General features: G+C 63.3%; 15 protein-coding genes, 1 other RNA gene and 1 riboswitch. Of the genes, 7 read left to right on the top strand and 9 right to left on the bottom strand.

What is annotated here, in order from left to right:
- Nucleotides 1-160 precede the first annotated feature (160 nt).
- From K3724_RS02935 to K3724_RS02920, 4 genes are all read right to left on the bottom strand, one after another.
- Complete coding sequence (locus K3724_RS02935; RefSeq protein ID WP_259989924.1) at nt 161-1,756, bottom strand: ABC transporter ATP-binding protein; 1,596 nt, start codon at nt 1,754-1,756, stop codon at nt 161-163.
- A gap of 125 nt (nt 1,757-1,881) precedes the next feature.
- On the bottom strand, nt 1,882-2,988 hold the full coding sequence (locus K3724_RS02930) for an ABC transporter permease (RefSeq protein WP_259989922.1): 1,107 nt from the start codon (nt 2,986-2,988) through the stop codon (nt 1,882-1,884).
- A gap of 3 nt (nt 2,989-2,991) precedes the next feature.
- Nucleotides 2,992-4,077 (bottom strand): microcin C ABC transporter permease YejB, encoded by a 1,086-nt coding sequence (locus K3724_RS02925; RefSeq protein WP_259989920.1) that lies wholly within the window; start codon nt 4,075-4,077, stop codon nt 2,992-2,994.
- Between the two features lie 9 nt (nt 4,078-4,086).
- A complete protein-coding gene (locus K3724_RS02920; protein ID WP_259989918.1) occupies nt 4,087-6,012 on the bottom strand; it encodes an extracellular solute-binding protein in 1,926 nt (641 codons plus the stop codon).
- Between the two features lie 229 nt (nt 6,013-6,241).
- On the opposite strand from K3724_RS02920, the gene K3724_RS02915 reads away from it, so the two are divergent.
- Nucleotides 6,242-6,466 carry a DUF333 domain-containing protein gene (locus K3724_RS02915; protein WP_247676989.1) on the top strand — a complete coding sequence of 75 codons (225 nt, stop codon included), beginning with the start codon at nt 6,242-6,244 and terminating at the stop codon, nt 6,464-6,466.
- Nucleotides 6,467-6,552: 86 nt separating this feature from the next.
- On the opposite strand, the gene K3724_RS02910 is transcribed toward K3724_RS02915, so the two are convergent.
- Entirely contained in the window at nt 6,553-7,059 is a 507-nt protein-coding gene (locus K3724_RS02910; RefSeq protein ID WP_259989913.1) for a cytochrome c family protein, read from the bottom strand.
- 119 nt (nt 7,060-7,178) lie between these two features.
- Here K3724_RS02910 and K3724_RS02905 point away from each other — a divergent pair, with 119 nt between their 5' ends.
- Nucleotides 7,179-8,012, top strand: coding sequence for a prephenate dehydratase (locus tag K3724_RS02905; protein ID WP_259989911.1), 834 nt, complete (start codon nt 7,179-7,181; stop codon nt 8,010-8,012).
- 193 nt (nt 8,013-8,205) lie between these two features.
- On the opposite strand, the gene ffs is transcribed toward K3724_RS02905, so the two are convergent.
- Both ffs and K3724_RS02895 read right to left on the bottom strand, forming a co-directional pair.
- An RNA gene (gene ffs / locus K3724_RS02900) (signal recognition particle sRNA small type) lies at nt 8,206-8,304 on the bottom strand.
- A gap of 63 nt (nt 8,305-8,367) precedes the next feature.
- On the bottom strand, nt 8,368-10,227 hold the full coding sequence (locus K3724_RS02895; RefSeq protein WP_259989909.1) for a 5'-nucleotidase C-terminal domain-containing protein: 1,860 nt from the start codon (nt 10,225-10,227) through the stop codon (nt 8,368-8,370).
- A 336-nt stretch (nt 10,228-10,563) separates the two neighbouring features.
- Here K3724_RS02895 and nudC point away from each other — a divergent pair, with 336 nt between their 5' ends.
- Together nudC and K3724_RS02885 are read left to right on the top strand one after the other, a co-directional pair.
- The gene (gene nudC, locus K3724_RS02890; protein ID WP_259989907.1) at nt 10,564-11,547 is read left to right on the top strand and encodes an NAD(+) diphosphatase; all 984 of its coding nucleotides are present in this window, start codon (nt 10,564-10,566) and stop codon (nt 11,545-11,547) included.
- A gap of 57 nt (nt 11,548-11,604) precedes the next feature.
- Complete coding sequence (locus K3724_RS02885) at nt 11,605-12,072, top strand: SRPBCC family protein (RefSeq protein ID WP_259989905.1); 468 nt, start codon at nt 11,605-11,607, stop codon at nt 12,070-12,072.
- A 25-nt stretch (nt 12,073-12,097) separates the two neighbouring features.
- On the opposite strand, the gene K3724_RS02880 is transcribed toward K3724_RS02885, so the two are convergent.
- On the bottom strand, nt 12,098-12,976 hold the full coding sequence (locus K3724_RS02880; RefSeq protein WP_259989903.1) for a serine aminopeptidase domain-containing protein: 879 nt from the start codon (nt 12,974-12,976) through the stop codon (nt 12,098-12,100).
- A gap of 84 nt (nt 12,977-13,060) precedes the next feature.
- On the opposite strand from K3724_RS02880, the gene K3724_RS02875 reads away from it, so the two are divergent.
- The 3 genes from K3724_RS02875 to K3724_RS02865 all read left to right on the top strand — a co-directional run bounded on the left by K3724_RS02875 (nt 13,061) and on the right by K3724_RS02865 (nt 14,941).
- Nucleotides 13,061-13,651, top strand: a complete 591-nt coding sequence (locus tag K3724_RS02875; RefSeq protein ID WP_259989901.1) for a TetR/AcrR family transcriptional regulator — start codon at nt 13,061-13,063, stop codon at nt 13,649-13,651.
- An 18-nt stretch (nt 13,652-13,669) separates the two neighbouring features.
- A riboswitch (cobalamin riboswitch) is annotated at nt 13,670-13,892 on the top strand.
- Between the two features lie 109 nt (nt 13,893-14,001).
- Nucleotides 14,002-14,406 carry a hypothetical protein gene (locus K3724_RS02870; RefSeq protein ID WP_259989899.1) on the top strand — a complete coding sequence of 135 codons (405 nt, stop codon included), beginning with the start codon at nt 14,002-14,004 and terminating at the stop codon, nt 14,404-14,406.
- Between the two features lie 145 nt (nt 14,407-14,551).
- Complete coding sequence (locus K3724_RS02865) at nt 14,552-14,941, top strand: hypothetical protein (RefSeq protein WP_259989897.1); 390 nt, start codon at nt 14,552-14,554, stop codon at nt 14,939-14,941.
- A gap of 18 nt (nt 14,942-14,959) precedes the next feature.
- On the opposite strand, the gene K3724_RS02860 is transcribed toward K3724_RS02865, so the two are convergent.
- Complete coding sequence (locus K3724_RS02860) at nt 14,960-15,508, bottom strand: protein-tyrosine phosphatase family protein (RefSeq protein WP_259989895.1); 549 nt, start codon at nt 15,506-15,508, stop codon at nt 14,960-14,962.
- Between the last annotated feature and the right edge of the window lie 43 nt (nt 15,509-15,551).

The following is a 15,551-nucleotide window of genomic DNA, read 5'->3' as shown; positions in this document are numbered from 1 at the left end:
GTTTCCGCCTGTTTCGGGGGGGCAGATAGGTCAGCACCGCTGCCACAATGTTTCGCGCGCGAAACATTTGGTCAAAAGGGCTGCCGCAACTTGTGGGCGTTGCGCCGGCAGCGCGCGCATAAATGCTGCAAAGCCTGCCACAATGTTAACCAGGGGCGGGTTAACCCGCTGCCGCCAGCAGCCGGCGGGTGTAGTCTGCCTGCGGGTTTGTGAACAGCTCCTCGGCCGCACCGGTCTCCACCACGTCGCCCTGGTTCATCACCACCACCTTGTGCGACATCGCCCGCACCACGTTCAAATCGTGGCTGATGAACAGATAGGCCAGCCCGTAACGCGCCTGCAGGTCGCGCAGCAGTTCCACAATTTGCACCTGCACCGTCATGTCCAAGGCCGAGGTCGGCTCATCCAGCACCACCAGTTTCGGGCGCAGCACCATGGCGCGGGCAATGGCAATGCGCTGGCGCTGGCCACCGGAAAATTCATGCGGGTAGCGGTCCATCGCCGCCGGGTCCAGGCCGACCTCCTGCATCACCTCGGCCACCAGATCGCGAGGTTTGCGGTGCTGGTCGACCTTGTGGATCGCCAGCCCCTCGGAGATGATCTGAGCGCAGGTCATTCTCGGGCTGAGCGAGCCGAAGGGATCCTGGAACACGATCTGCATGTCTTTGCGTAAGCGCCGCAGATCCCGTGTGGACCATTTGCGCAGATCCTGGCCCTGGAAGGTGACCGCGCCCTCAGACGCGATCAGCCGCATGATGGCAAGTGCCAAGGTGGTTTTGCCCGACCCGCTCTCGCCGACAATGCCCAGGGTTTCGCCGGCCCGGATGGAGACAGACATCGGGTTCACCGCCTTCACATGGCCGACAGTGCGTTTCAAGAGGCCGCGCTGAATCGGGAACCAAACCTTGAGGTCCTGTGCAGCCACCAGTTCTTGGGCGCCCTCCGGCACCGGCGGCGGGGTGCCGGAGGGTTCCGCCGCCAGCAGTTTCCGGGTGTAGGGGTGCTGCGGATTGGCAAAGATCTCTGTCGCCGGGCCTTCCTCGACTATTTCACCGTCCTTCATCACGCAGACCCGGTCGGCGATGCGGCGCACGATGCCCAGGTCATGGGTGATGAACAACAGCCCCATGCCTTCGCTTTTCTTCAGATCCGCCAGAAGGTCCAGGATCTGCGCCTGGATTGTCACGTCCAGCGCCGTTGTGGGTTCGTCTGCGATCAGAATGTCGGGCTTGTTGGCCAGCGCCATGGCAATCATTACCCGCTGCCGCTGGCCGCCGGACAGCTGATGCGGATAAGCGCTGAGTCGGTTTTCCGCGTCGCGGATGCCGACCTTGTTCATCAGCTCCAGAATGCGGTCCCGCGCCGCACGGCCCGTCAGCCCCTGGTGCAGGGCGATGGATTCCTCCAGCTGGCGTTCGATGGTGTGCAGCGGGTTGAGCGAGGTCATCGGCTCCTGAAAGATGAAGCTGATGTCATTGCCACGCACGTCCATCAGGTGTTTTTCGCTGGCGCCGACCATTTCAGCGCCGTTGTAGGTAACCGAGCCGCTCACCATGGCGCTGTCGCCCAGCAGCGAGACCGTGGAGAGAGCCGAGACTGATTTACCGGAGCCGCTCTCGCCCACCAGCGCCACGGTCTCGCCGCGGCCCACCGAGAAAGAGACGCCGCGCACGGCCTGGGTCACCTTGCCGTCCTGTCGGAAGGAGACGCGGAGGTTCTGGACGTTCAGGAGGGGGGAAGAATCTGAATTGCCCATTTATTCTGCGTCTCCGTCAACACAATTCCCGCCCGGGTCGCTTGCAGCCCGGACCGCGCCTGCCTGCCCCCCGGCAGGCGCGTTTGCGCCCGCCCAGGCAGCCACGCCCCTAATGTTCCGCACACTCATGAAAACGTCTTTCTGGGGTCGAAGGCATCGCGCACGCCTTCAAAGATGAAGACCAGGAGCGACAGCATGATCGCAAAGGTGAAAAAGGCGGTGAAGGCCAGCCAGGGGGCCTCCAGGTTTTGCTTGGCCTGCAAGGTCAGCTCGCCCAGGGACGGCGCCGAAGACGGCAGGCCGAAGCCGAGGAAATCCAGCCCCGCCAGCGCCGAGATGGTGCCGGTCACGATAAAGGGCAGCATGGTCAGCGTTGCCACCATCGCGTTGGGCAGCATGTGGCGGAACATGATGGTCATGTTGCCGACCCCCAGCGCCTTGGCGGCGCGGACGTATTCCAGGTTGCGGGCGCGCAGGAATTCAGCCCGTACCACGCCGACCAGCGCAGTCCAGCCGAACAGGATCATCAGGAACACCAAGAGCCAGAAACCGCGCCCCAGAATCGCAAACATGATGATGATCACATAGAGCGTCGGGGTGGAGCTCCAAATTTCAATGATGCGCTGGAACACCAGGTCCAGCCAGCCGCCGAAAAAGCCCTGCACCGCACCGGCCAGGATGCCCAGCACGGTGGCAGCGCCGGTCACGATCAGGGTGAACAGGATCGACAAGCGGAAGCCGTGGATCACCCGGGCCAGCACGTCGCGTTTGGTGTCATCGGTGCCCAAAAGGTTCTGCCCGTTGGGTGGCAGCGGTGCGGCGCCGGGACGGTCAACGGTGGTGTTGAAACTGTAGGGGATCGGCGGCCAGAGGGTCCAGCCCTCCTTGAACCCCTCCGCAGTATAGGTGCCTGCTGCAATCTCCTCCAGGATGGTTTCGGGTTCGTCAAAGCAATCCTCAACCCCGCCGGAGCGGATCAGGCATTCCACCTCGGGGTCGCTGTAGATCGCCTCGGTCTGGAAATCACCGCCGAATTTGGTCTCCGGATAGAACTTGAACACCGGCGTATAAAGCTCGCCCCGGTAACTCGCCAGAATGGGTTTGTCGTTGGCGATGAACTCGGCGAACAGTGACAATGTGAACAGCACGGTGAACAGGATCAGCGACCAGAAGGCGCGCTTGTTCTTGCGGAAATTGCTCCAGCGGCGCTGGTTCAGGGGGGAAAGCGCCATCGGTCAGCCCTCCCGCTTGTCAAAGTCGATGCGCGGGTCGACCAGCACATACATCAGGTCCGAAACGATGCCGACAACCAGGCTCATCAGGCCGAAGATGAACAGGGTGCCGAAGATCACCGGATAGTCGCGCGCCACCGCGGCCTCAAACCCCAACCGCCCCAGACCATCAAGCGAGAAGATCGTCTCGATGATCAGCGAGCCGGAGAAGAACACGCCGATGAAAACCGAGGGAAAGCCGGCAATCACGATCAGCATCGCGTTGCGGAACACATGGCCATAAAGCACCCGGTTCTCGCTGAGGCCCTTGGCGCGGGCGGTCATCACGTATTGCTTCTTGATCTCGTCAAGGAAGGAATTCTTGGTCAGAAGCGTCAGCGTGGCAAAGGCGCCGATGGTTGAGGCCAGCACCGGCAGTGCGATGTGCCAGGCATAATCGCCGATCTTACCGATCAGGCTCAGCTGTTCCCAGTTGTCCGAGGTGAGGCCCCGGAGCGGGAAGATCTGCCAATAGGAGCCGCCGGCGAACAGCACCAGCAGCATGATGGCAAACAGGAACGACGGGATCGCATAGGCCGCGATGATGAAACCGCTGGTCCAGGTGTCAAAGCGCGAGCCGTCGCGCAGCGCCTTGCGGATGCCCATCGGGATTGAGATCATATAGGCGATCAGCGTGGACCACAGACCAAGCGAGATCGAGACCGGCATTTTCTCCAGCACCAGGTCGGTCACGTCGATCTTGCGGAAGTAGCTTTCACCGAAATCGAACCGGGCGTAGTTGCCAAGCATCGTCAGGAAGCGCTCCAGCGGCGGCTTATCAAGGCCGAACTGCTGCTGCAGTTCCTCGATCAGCTCGGGCGGCAGGCCCTGGCGGCCGGCGTAGTTTTCATTGGCGCTGATCGCCTCGGTGCCGGTGTCGCCACCACCGCCGGCAAAGCCTTCGAACACGTCGCCGCCGCCTTCCAGCTGGGCAATGATCTGCTCGACCGGGCCGCCGGGTACAAACTGCACCAGGGCAAAGTTCACCAGCAGGATGCCGAACAGCGTCGGGATCACCAAAAGCAGGCGTCTGAAGATATAGGCTGCCATGTCTCTGTCTTACCGCAGCGCGCCGGCGGCTTTGAGCTCGGCCTCGCGGGACGCATCAATCCACCACAGGTCCAGCATGCCGGTGTCATAGGGCGGCAAGTTGTCCGGCTGGCGGTACATGTCCCAATAGGCGATCCAGCTGTCATCCAGATACCAGGCCGGCACCATGAACCGCTTGGCGCGCAGCACCCGGTCCAGCGCGCGGGCATTGGCGCGCAGGTCATCTTGCGTCTTGGCGTTGACGATATTGCCGATCAGCGCATCCACCGCCGGGTCCGCCAGCCCTGCCGGGTTGAACACCGAATATTCATGCGCCTCGGAGCCGAAATACTGGTAAAGGCCGGTCGAAGGCTCCAGCGACATCCGGTAGGCTGAGGAGATCATGTCAAACTCCTTTTCCCGGCGGCGGCTGGTGTATTGCGCGTAATCGACCCGGTTCACCACCGCATCGACCCCCATGGTGCGCAGGTTGGTGGCATAGGGCTGCACGATGCGTTCAATGGTCGGGCTGTCGGCCAGAAACTCCAGCTTGAGCACGTCGCCGTCTGCATTGCGGCGCAACCCGTCATCGCCGACGGCCCAGCCGGCCTCATCCAGCAGCTTCATGGCGCGGCGCAGGTTCTTGCGGTCGCCGGGACGCGACGCCTTGGATGTGTGCGCCATCACCGGTTCCGACGTCAGCAGCGCAGGGTCGATCTGATCGCCAAGCGCCTCCAGAACTTCTTTCTCACGGCCCTCGGGCAGACCTTCCGCCTGCAGCGGCGAATCCTGCCAGAAGGAAGAGCGGTGGCGGAACAGCCCGTATTGCAGGCTTTCATTGGTCCATTCAAAGTTGAACGCTAGCTGCAGCGCCTCGCGGACGCGTATGTCCTGGAACTTGGGGCGCAGCAGGTTCATCACAAAGCCATTGGCGGATGGCACGTTGCCGTCGGGAAATTCGCCCTTGATCACCTGGCCCTTGTCCACCGCCGCAAAGTCATAAGATGTTGCCCAGCTTTTCGAGTTGTTCTCAGGGCGCAGGGTATAGACGCCGGCCTTGAAGCCCTCCATCGCGGCGATCGCGTCGCCGAAATACTCGATCCGGATGCGGTCATAGTTGTGTCGGCCGATGTTCACGTTCAGACCTGCGCCCCAATAATCCGGGTTGCGGCGGTAGGTGATGCGCTGGTTCACCTCGGCGCTTTCCAGCACATACGGGCCGGAGCCGATACCCGGATCCAGCCGCGGCTCATCCAGGCGGCGGTTTTCAGGGTCGGCCTCGAACCAGGCTTTGGAGAACACCGGCGTGCCGCCGACCTGGGTGATCATCGCCCGGCGGGGAAAATCCGGGGAGAAATGAAATTTAATCCGGTGCTGGTCCAGTGCTTCCGCCTTGGGGATGCGTTTGCGCACCGCCTCGGCATAAGATTTCAACCCTTGGTCCAACAGGATATTGTGGGAAAACACCACGTCATCAGCGGTGACCGGGCTGCCGTCAGAAAACGTCGCTTCGGGACGCAAGTTGAAGATCACCCAGTCCTGGCTTTCAGGATATTCCAGGCTTTCGGCGATCAGCCCGTAGTAGGAACCCGGTTCATCATAGGATTCCACCAGCAGGCTTTCGAACTGGTTCGAGGACAATGCCCCGGCACGGCCATTGCGGGTATAGGGGTTCATGCTGTCAAAGGTGCCAACGGCAGAGATCGACAATTCACCGCCCTTGGGGGCCTCAGGGTTCACGTAGTCGAAACGGGCAAAGCCTTGCGGGTATTTCAACTCGCCGAATTCGGCAAAACCATGCGCCTTGATGACAGTCTCTTCCGCCCTGACCAGCGTCGCCGCAGCCAATGCCAGGAAAAGCCCCAGTATCAGTAGCGGAGCCAGTGCCGCCGCAGCCTGCAGCGGAGTCGCCCTTTCTTTTGCGCGCACGCGCGCCGCGGCTCGAGCGGTGTTCATCTGCCATGACCTCCTTTGCCCGGAACTTCGGCCCGGATTTCTGCTGCCAAGCTAATGGCCGGGGGCGGTAACATTCAAGTTGAGATTAAGTGATATCCCCGGCTCTCTTGGCACAAAGCAGCCGAAAGGCACGCTTTTTCCAGGCGGCGCTTGCACGCAATAAAATTGCCTGCCAGCCTCGCATCACGATTGCGTTATATAACGAGGGAGTTTGCCGATGCCGAAGTCAATGAAACTTGCCGCCCTTGCGGTTGCCGGGGCTGCCGCGCTCAGCGCCTGTGCCCAGCAGGAAGAGGAAGTGGTCTACAGCAGCCCGGAAGAGGCGTATTGCGTGCAGACCGGCGGCAGTTATGTGCTGCGCAGCGGCAAAGCGGGCACTATCGGCGTCTGCATCCTGCCAGACGGCCAGGAGCGCGATGCGCTGGCCTATTACCGGGAAAACAACCCGGCCTAAGGCGGTCCGGTTCATACCCGCATCAAAAAAGCCGCTGCAAATCTGCAGCGGCTTTTTCAATTGGATAGCTTGGACAGAAGTCCGGATCAGCCGTCGAGGCTGTCCAGATAGGCGATGAGGTTCACCCGGTCATTTTGCTTTTTCAGGCCGGAGAACGACATGGTGGTGCCCGCGGCATAGGCCGACGGCTTGGCCAGGAAGGCGTCCAGTGCCTCGGCGGTCCAGTCGCCGTCCAGGCCGGTCAGGGCGCCCGAGTAGCCAAAGCCCGGGGCCGCTGCGATGTCGCGGCCGACAACGCCGTACAGATACGGGCCGGTCGAGTTGGCGCCGTCTTCCAGCTTGTGGCAGGCAGAGCATTTCTTGAAAACTTTGGCGCCTTTGGCAACGTCGGCAGAGGCCATCAGCTCTTCAAAGCTGACTTCCGGCTCATCGCTGGCTGCGGCATCAGCCGAGGCGACTTCGATCACATAGGCGGCCTCACCGTGGCTGTCCATGTGATACAGGCCGCTGGCGGCCCATTTGCCCAGCAGGAGAACCAGGAACGCGCCGCAGACGCCTGCGGTCGCTTTGGTAAGGGTCATTGTGTCAAACATGAATCGCGGGTCCATTTAGCTGTCTGCGTGGCTGTCTAAGGCTTCCCCTTCAAAGTGGCAAGGTATAGACAGCGCGACGAAACGCCCAATTCTTGAAGTTTTGCACGGGGAACACACCCATGAGCCGCAAAATCGCCATTCAGGGGGAGCTCGGCTCCTACAGCCACGAAGCCTGCCGCAATGCCCGGCGTGATCTGGAGGTGCTGCCTTGCCGCACCTTTGAAGACGTGATTGCAGCGGTCAAAAGCGGCGAAGCCGAACAGGCGATGCTGCCGGTGGAGAATTCCACCTACGGCCGGGTGGCCGATATTCACCGGCTGCTGCCGCACAGCGGGCTGCACATTATCGACGAGGCCTTTGTGCGGGTGCATATCAATGTGCTGGGGGTGCCGGGCGCCCGGCTGGAAGACATCCGCGAGGCGAAATCACATCTGGTGCTGCTGCCGCAATGCGGGACTTTTCTGCGCGAGCACAGCATCACCGGCCGGATCAGCCCCGACAACGCCCGCGCGGCGCGGGATGTGGCGGAAGCCGGAGATAAGCATGTGGCGGCGCTGGCCAGCGAATTGGCGGGCGAGATCTACGGGCTGGAGGTGCTGGCCCGCCATATCGAGGACAACGGCGACAACACCACCCGTTTCCTGATCATGTCGCCGGAGCCGGATTTCCGCCGCCGCGGCGCCCACAGCATGATCACCAGCTTTGTATTCCAGGTCCGCAACATTCCGGCGGCGCTTTACAAGGCGATGGGCGGATTTGCCACCAACGGCATCAACATGACCAAGCTGGAAAGCTATATGGTCGATGGATCCTTCACCGCGACGCAGTTTTATGCGGACATCGAAGGCCACCCGGAAGATCCCAATGTGCAGCTGGCAATGGATGAGCTGAGCTATTTCACCACCAATGTGGAAATCCTCGGCGTCTATCCCGCGAACAACGGCAGATTCTGAGGCACGAAACGGGGCGGGGCGGGGCGCTGCCCCTCTTGGCCTTACGGCCAATTCACCCCGGGGTATTTCAAACCAGAAAGAAGCGGCACCCCGCCGCGCGTCAGCGCGGCGCCCGGCCCAACGGCCGCGGAGCAATCTTTGATTGCGCCGGAGCGGGCGGGAGAACCACCTTGCAATTCTTCTGTGCGGGATAAAGTGAGAGGCTGGACATCGACCCAAGCGGGGCTCGTTGTGGCTGCTTCCTTCCGGATCTGACCAGGTTGGCGAGGCGCCTGCCCGCGCCAACCTCTCGAATCCCGATATAAGCGCCGCCGCCGGGAATGGCAAGTGCCCCGCCTGCCCTGCCTTCTGCGTTTTAAAGCTGCAGCTGCAATTCCAGAAAGCCGCCACTGCTGTGCCCTAGCGGTTCGGCCAGCCCGGCAGGCAGTTCCTCCAGATACCCGATGGCGCCCGGCCCGGTAACGGCAACCGCGCGGGAGCCGGGCACCGGCGCCAGTTGCCAGGGATAGGGTGCCTCTGCCAGCGGATCGGCGGGCAGCCGCCCGGCTATATAGTCGCGGATTGCCTGGCGGATCCGCATCGGCGGCAGCGGCAGTTCTTTGGCCTCGCGCAGCATGCTGAAGCTGCCGCCGCCGCTGACCCGGTAGCTGTTGGCCGCAACCGCAAAATGCTGGGCAGGCTCCACCGGCCGGCCGTTCCAGCACAGGTTCCGGATCCGCCGGGCGCTGGGATTGATCCGCACGCCCGCTGCCGAGAACCGTGGCGGCTGGACTGGGTCTATCTGATAACTCAGCCCGAAAATCACATCGAAATTATGCCCTGCCCGCTGCGGGTCGGCCAGCAGCTGCCCTGAGCTGCCCGGCGTGATCCGGCTGAACAGCCCTGCCGACATTTCCAGCCAGTCCAGCAGCTGAGCACCGGTGACCTCGACCACCCGCAACTCATTGGGGAAGACCTGCAGATCAGCGATATTGCGGGCACAGAGATCCCCGGCCGCAATGTCGGTATAAAAATGCGGCCCGGAGCGGCCACCGAATTTGCACGGTGCAACAGCCGACAGCAGCGGCAGGCTTTTTCCGGCGGCACTCTCAAGCAACGGCCGCACCGCAGCAGCCTGGGCGCTGCCCACCAGTGCCAGGCCGCGATCCGGCGCGAAGAAAGTAAAATAGGAATGCATCGCAACCGAGCTGTAGCCCGCGGGCTGGCGCATACGTTGCAAAGTGCGCGCGTGGTCTTCTGCCAGCGCCTCCGTAAAACCAGGGTCCTCCGGCACCAGCGGCTGGGCTGCCCCGGCTTCCCGGTGGCGGCCCGCCGGCTGCAGGCTGGCCGAGCCGCCGGCAGGCCGCCAGGCCCCGCTGTGATGCTCCAGTTTCAGCTTCAGAATACCCAGATGCGAGCCATGCGCTCCGGGCATCACGACGGGTTTGGCAAAGGGATGCGCGGCATCCGGCAGCGTCAGATGCGTGTGGCCGCCCACAACGGCATCAATTTCCGTCAGTGCGGCAAGCTGCTCCAGTTCATTTTCGCCGCGGCCCGCCCCGGCGTTACTGTCAATTCCCGTATGCGCCAGCGCCAGCACCAGATCGCAGCCCTGGGCCTTTAGCTGCCGGGCCTGGGCCGCGGCGGTTTCAACGATGCCGCCCGCGGCGAGTTGCTGCTGCAACGCCTTGCCGCACCAGATCAGGGTCTGCGGCGGCAGCACCGAAAACAGCCCGATCCGGACCGGTGGCAAACCGGGGCAGCCAGGCACCGCCCGCTCCAGCACCGCCCAGGGTACAAATGGCAGCCGAAGATCCGGCTGCCGCGCCGTCAGGCTTGAGCACAGCACCGGACATGGCACGTCTTTCAGGACGCCTGCCAGCGCCTCCAGGCCGAAATCAAAGTCATGATTGCCAAGACCAACGGCATCATATTTCAAAAACCGGAATGCGCGTGCCAAAGGATGGAGGCCTTTGGCGCCCGGCACGATGTCCCCCAGCGGCGACCCCTGGAAGCCGTCGCCGTTATCGACCAGAAGGCAGGCCGCGCCCAGGCGGTCAGCCTCAGCCCGCGCGCGGTTGATCAAGGTGGCAGCGCGGGACAGGCCGATAGCCCCGTCCGGGCGGTCGGCATAATAATCATGGCTCAGCAGATTGCAGTGCAGGTCCGTTGTGGCCAGCACGTGCAGCAGCCCGGTGGTGGCCCGGGATTGCGAGGTGCGCGCCCCGCTTGTCATGTCCGATATTCCGCTGACACTGCCTGCTGCTGCTCCTTCCCGCACCATTTAGTGCCGTTCTTGTTTTGCGGCTATTTGAATCAGCGTTTTAACGATTTGCAAAGAACCCTTTTTGCTGCATTTGATTTTTTCCTGCTGCCGAGGCTTCAAAGGGGCCGGCGCGCCCTGCCCAGCAGTGAAAAGCCGCAATTCCCGCCCGCCAGGTGTGGCGGTGCAGTGACAGGCAAGCGCAGATCGCTGCCGATTGCTGGCAACGCCTGCGGCACGCTGCCATGGATGGCGCTATTTCATCCATGGCACCCAAAAGAAACCGCAGCCAGCCAAAGGAGAGCCGCAATGAAACACGCAGAACAAGTGACATTCGGCGGCGGCGGGCTGGAGCGGGCGGCCCATCTGCGTACGGATACCGCAGCGCTGGAAGCGGCCTGGAACAGCGCGGAGGCCCAGGTGCTGCTGATGTGGCGCGGCAAGCCGCTGACCCGGCGCGAAACGGATGCGGATCTGCCTTGTGGGCTGGGCTGGACCGATCCGGCGCATCCGCTGGCCGCTGGCTGCAAGGATGCCGCATTGTTTCTTGGCCTGGCACCCGGCGGCGCGCCGTGCTTTGCCTGCGATATCAGCGGCTGGCAGCCCGAAGACCTGGATCAGGAAGCGCTCAGCAGTTTTGCCGATGCCAGCGAGCAGCAGCACCCTGATCTGCCCGCGTCCCAATTCTTTGCCGAGCTGCGCCGGGTGATGACCTGCCTCACACCACTGGAGGCGGAACTGGCCGCCACTGCCAAGGCGCTGCTGGCCTGGCACCGCAGCCACCGGTTTTGCGCAGCTTGCGGCGCGCCCAGCGATTTGGCGCAGGCAGGCTGGCAGCGGATCTGCCCCAGCTGCAAGGCACCGCATTTCCCGCGCACCGACCCGGTGGTGATCATGCTGATCACCCATGGCGATGCTGTGCTGATGGGCCGCTCGCCCGGCTGGCCGGAGGGGATGTATTCGCTGCTGGCAGGTTTTGTCGAACCGGGTGAGACGCTGGAAGCAGCCGTGCGCCGCGAAACATTTGAAGAAACCGGCGTGCAGGTCGGGCCGGTCAGCTACCTGTCGAGCCAGCCCTGGGCCTTTCCGATGTCGCTGATGTTCGGCTGCGCGGGCGAGGCGCTGAGCACGGAAATCACCATCGACCCGGCTGAGATCGAAGACGCGCTGTGGGTCAGCCGCCAGGACATGATGACGGTCTTTGCCGGCGAACACCCGGTTCTAAAGCCGTCACGTCAGGGGGCAATTGCGCATTTTCTGCTCAAGAACTGGCTTGCGGACACCCTGGACTAAATAGCATATTGCCGAAAACGGCGCGCCGGCACGGCAGCGCAACCAAAGCAGGCGCGCATGGAATTTCAAAGCAAAGAAGATATCGAAGCCCCGATTGCCGACGTCTTTGGCGCGGTCTCCGATTTCGGACTGCTGGAGCGCTCGGCCCTGCGGCGCGGCATCGACGTGCAGCGGACCGGCGACACCGCCCAACCGGAAAACGGCCTGGCCTGGAATATCGGCTTTCGGTTTCGCGGCAAGCAGCGCGATATCCGGCTGACGCTGGCGTCTTATACCCCGGTCACCGGGCTGGCGCTGACGGGCAGCGGCAGCGGCCTGGACGGCCAGCTTGAGGTTGAGCTGCTGGCGCTGTCGCCGCGGCGGACCCGGATGTCGGTGCAATTGAAACTGGCGCCGACCACCCTGACCGGCCGGCTGCTGGTGCAATCGCTGAAACTGGCCCGCAGCAACCTCACCCGCCGGTTCAAGCTGCGGCTGGCCGACTATGCCCGGATCACCGAGGAACGGCTGAACCGCACCGCCTGATCCCAAGGTTTGGCGGGGCGCCGTGCTATTGCGGCGGCAGCAGCCGCGGCCACAGGGCAGCATTGGCGCGGGCAAAGGCGCCCAGGTGGCCGATCTTCTGCACGCCCGCCTCCTGCGGCACCAGCACCGTCCGCCGCTGCGGCACATCGCCAAAGACGTCCCCCAGCCGCCAAACGGCCGCGGGCGGCACAACATCGTCATCCGCCATCGCATACAGATCCACCGGCACGCCGGTGCCTGCCCATTTGGGCCGCGGCAAGGCCAAGCCGGTTTCCGGCAAGTAGCCGCCGGGCGTGGTGCACCAGCGCCGCCACTGCCAGTAGACCCCGGCAGGCAAATCGGCCCCGAACCCCACCGCGCGCCCGGGCAGATAGCCCAAGGCACGGACCAATGGCGGCACATGGCCGAACCAGAAAGCCAGCGCCAGCGCGCGGTAGGGCCAGGGATGATCGTGGTGATGCACCAAGCCGCCCGCAACCACGATCATGCGGGCGACGTCCTTCAGGCCATCCTGCAGGGGCATCAGCATTGCCCCCAGCGAATGGCCGATCACCCACAACGGCACGCCCGCATAGTGCCGTTGCAGTTCGGCCCTGGCAGCTGGCTGATCCTCCAGCGCCCATTGAACCATTGTCACGTCGGAATGGCGCGGATGGCCCCGCGCCGAGTCTCCGAAATCCCGGTAGTCATAGGTCAGGCAGGCCATTTGCTGCTCTGCTGCCAGCCAGCGCGCGAAATGCCGGTAATAGCGCTGCGGCACCCCGGTTGCGCCATTCAGCACCACTGCTGCCCGCACCGGCCCCGCAGGGTGGTACAGCCGCCCGGCCAGCATGTGGGTGCCAGATGCAAACCGCAGGGCCTCCTCGCGGATAACCGCGGTATGTTCTGCGCTTTTGTCCAGCATGGCAGCCTCCTGAGCCGATTGATCTAGACCGATTGGTCTAATTCATCTCTGGACCAATCGGTCCAATGCTGTCAAGTTGCCGCCATGAATGACGTAACGACAGCCAAGGCAGGTGGGACCAGCCTGCCCCCAACCCGCGAGCGGCTGATCCGCGCCGCTGCCGGCCTGTTCCGCAACAAGGGCTACAGCGGCACCGGGCTGGCGGAACTGCTGGCTGAGGCGGGGGCGCCTAAGGGCTCGCTTTATCACCATTTCCCCAGTGGCAAATCCGACCTGGCCCTGGCCGCAGCGGATTGGGCGTCAGGGCAGATGCTGCTGCTGATTGACGCGTCCTTTGCCCCGGCGCCCACCTTCCGGGAGGGGGCCAAGACGGTCTGTTACAAACTGGCCAAGCTGTTTGACAAACAAGGCAAATGGAGCGGCTGCCCGGTTTCGGCTACCCTGTTCGAAGGGCCGGAGAACGAGGCGTTCCACCAGCACGCCGCGCATCTGTTCGAGGGCTGGATTACTGAAACCACCCGCCACGCCCGCCGCCTGGGCCTGCCCGAACCTGAGGCCCGCGCGGCGGCGGAGAATTTCTACATCCTGCTGCAGGGCGGCTGGCAGCTGGCCCGGGTGCGGCGCGACTCGGATGTGATCCGGGGACTGTATTTGCAGATGCAGAAAAACAATTGACGACTCGGGCACCTAACCGCTACCGCTTGTGCTGATGGTTCCCGTGCCACAGAATCTTGTGTCCGGGATGAAAAGGGAACACGGTGCGGCCTGCGCAAGCTGGCCCAGTCCGAGACTGCCCCCGCAACTGTAAGCGGCGAGCGACCCCGATAGAGCCACTGGCCCTCGAAACGAGGCCGGGAAGGATCGGGAAAGCATCGACCCGCAAGTCAGGAGACCTGCCATCAGACGTGTAACTCGAACCCGGGCGGGGTGTCCGGACAGGGTCTGATGGCTGCGGCGGCTGTGATCCGTCTTTCATCCGGTCTCTTGTCCCCATGACCCCCGTGCCACGCGCGGAGGGCGCAGATATGATGTGGACCGACCAGACGCATTTCTATGCGGCAACAGATTGCAAGTATTTGGGGCGCCCCTGCCCCGCGGCACAGCGGATGATCACCAAACTTGCCGAGGCGATGACCAAGGCAAAACCGCTGACGCAAGACGATTTCGAGATCACCGGCACCACCGCACTGGACGGCTGCCCGCGCAGCTGCCCGGCGCAGTTTGCCGCCGGCCATGACCGGATCCGGCTGTATTGCGGTGTGGGTGAAGAGGCGCCGCGCGAGGGGCTGGACCGCTTTGCCGATGCCATCCTCAGCCGCGACGGAACCGGTTTTGCCGCGTCAAAGCTGGACACCCGTCCCTGCGCGCTGATGGAGGCGCTGCCGAAAACGGTGAACGCGCGGGAAGCAGAACGGATGATGGCACTGTGATCCGCAACCCGAACGGGCTGGCGCGGTTCCCTGCGGCCCGAAACATATCCGGCTGACACAAATGTGTTCGGCATCAGACTGGCCCGTCCGCCGGATCGGCTCTAGGCAATTCCCGGTATTCAGACTTAATGCAAGGGGATTGCCAATGTTTAAGACCTTTCTGCCGGCCTGCGCTGTCATGAGTGCCTACGCAACATTTGCCGCCGCCGAACAGCCGCTGTCCACCGAGGAGATCATAGACCTGCTGACCGGGAAGACGATTGAAGGGCTGCATTTCGACAGCCATACCCGCCAGTATTTCTCGGAGTCCGGACTGACGCTCTGGATCAAGCAAGGCGACGCCGCCCCTTCGGAAGCACGTTATAAAATCGAAGACGGCCAGTACTGCTCCAGCTGGTCCGGATTATGGAACACACCGGAATGGGGCTGCTATGCCATTGTGAAAGATGCGGAGCAGGGGCTTTACTATTTTCATGGCGAAAACTTCCGGGCGCCTTTTATCATCGGTAGAGGTTTTGATCTGAGCTTCGACTAGCCCCAGTGGCGGCGCTGGTCACGGCCCGGCAGCCTGCGCACCGGCACAGGCCCAATCCAGCTGCTCCTCCGTCTCGACCGCGCAGGGCCGTACAGCGCGCAGCCGGGTCAGCGCCTGCGCCGGGGCTTCGCCGCATTCGATCATCAGCCGCAGCACCGCCATGCCGGAGCGCCCGCAGCCGCCCCTGCAATGCACCAGCACCCGGCCGCCGCCGGACAGTGCTTGCCGTGCGGACGTGCTGGCCGCCGCCCATTTTGCCGCCACAGCGGGCGGCGGCACCTGGAAATCCGGCACCGGCAGGTGCAGCCAGCGGCAGGCCATGCTTTGAATATCAATCCCTAGCCGCGGCACATCTGCGGCTGCGTGCTCGGCCTCGGTGGTCATTGAGATGACCAGCCCCGGCCTCCACTGATAGATCTGGATCAGGTCATTGCGGTAATCGCCTCCCGCCCCGGGCAGCGGGCATAGCGCCAGAATGCCGCCGCCTGCTGACAGCGCGTGGATGGTCAGGCCCGCCGGCGCCGCGCCGTCCTGCGCCGCAGGTTCCGGGATATCCTCAGATCGCATACCGCCTCCTTAGCCGCTGCGTTCCTGCATTTCCCCCGCAGTC

The organism is Leisingera sp. M658 (assembly GCF_025144145.1).
Taxonomy (GTDB): Bacteria; Pseudomonadota; Alphaproteobacteria; order Rhodobacterales; family Rhodobacteraceae; genus Leisingera.
This window is presented reverse-complemented; position numbering and strand designations above follow the sequence as displayed.

What these genes read in the sequence shown, in the direction of transcription:
- K3724_RS02935 (WP_259989924.1), bottom strand. Translation starts at nt 1,756, where the DNA reads ATGGGCAATTCAGATTCTTCCCCCCTCCTGAACGTCCAGAACCTCCGC.
- K3724_RS02930 (WP_259989922.1), bottom strand. Translation starts at nt 2,988, where the DNA reads ATGGCGCTTTCCCCCCTGAACCAGCGCCGCTGGAGCAATTTCCGCAAG.
- K3724_RS02925 (WP_259989920.1), bottom strand. Translation starts at nt 4,077, where the DNA reads ATGGCAGCCTATATCTTCAGACGCCTGCTTTTGGTGATCCCGACGCTG.
- K3724_RS02920 (WP_259989918.1), bottom strand. Translation starts at nt 6,012, where the DNA reads ATGAACACCGCTCGAGCCGCGGCGCGCGTGCGCGCAAAAGAAAGGGCG.
- K3724_RS02915 (WP_247676989.1), top strand. Translation starts at nt 6,242, where the DNA reads ATGAAACTTGCCGCCCTTGCGGTTGCCGGGGCTGCCGCGCTCAGCGCC.
- K3724_RS02910 (WP_259989913.1), bottom strand. Translation starts at nt 7,059, where the DNA reads ATGTTTGACACAATGACCCTTACCAAAGCGACCGCAGGCGTCTGCGGC.
- K3724_RS02905 (WP_259989911.1), top strand. Translation starts at nt 7,179, where the DNA reads ATGAGCCGCAAAATCGCCATTCAGGGGGAGCTCGGCTCCTACAGCCAC.
- K3724_RS02895 (WP_259989909.1), bottom strand. Translation starts at nt 10,227, where the DNA reads ATGACAAGCGGGGCGCGCACCTCGCAATCCCGGGCCACCACCGGGCTG.
- nudC (WP_259989907.1), top strand. Translation starts at nt 10,564, where the DNA reads ATGAAACACGCAGAACAAGTGACATTCGGCGGCGGCGGGCTGGAGCGG.
- K3724_RS02885 (WP_259989905.1), top strand. Translation starts at nt 11,605, where the DNA reads ATGGAATTTCAAAGCAAAGAAGATATCGAAGCCCCGATTGCCGACGTC.
- K3724_RS02880 (WP_259989903.1), bottom strand. Translation starts at nt 12,976, where the DNA reads ATGCTGGACAAAAGCGCAGAACATACCGCGGTTATCCGCGAGGAGGCC.
- K3724_RS02875 (WP_259989901.1), top strand. Translation starts at nt 13,061, where the DNA reads ATGAATGACGTAACGACAGCCAAGGCAGGTGGGACCAGCCTGCCCCCA.
- K3724_RS02870 (WP_259989899.1), top strand. Translation starts at nt 14,002, where the DNA reads ATGATGTGGACCGACCAGACGCATTTCTATGCGGCAACAGATTGCAAG.
- K3724_RS02865 (WP_259989897.1), top strand. Translation starts at nt 14,552, where the DNA reads ATGTTTAAGACCTTTCTGCCGGCCTGCGCTGTCATGAGTGCCTACGCA.
- K3724_RS02860 (WP_259989895.1), bottom strand. Translation starts at nt 15,508, where the DNA reads ATGCGATCTGAGGATATCCCGGAACCTGCGGCGCAGGACGGCGCGGCG.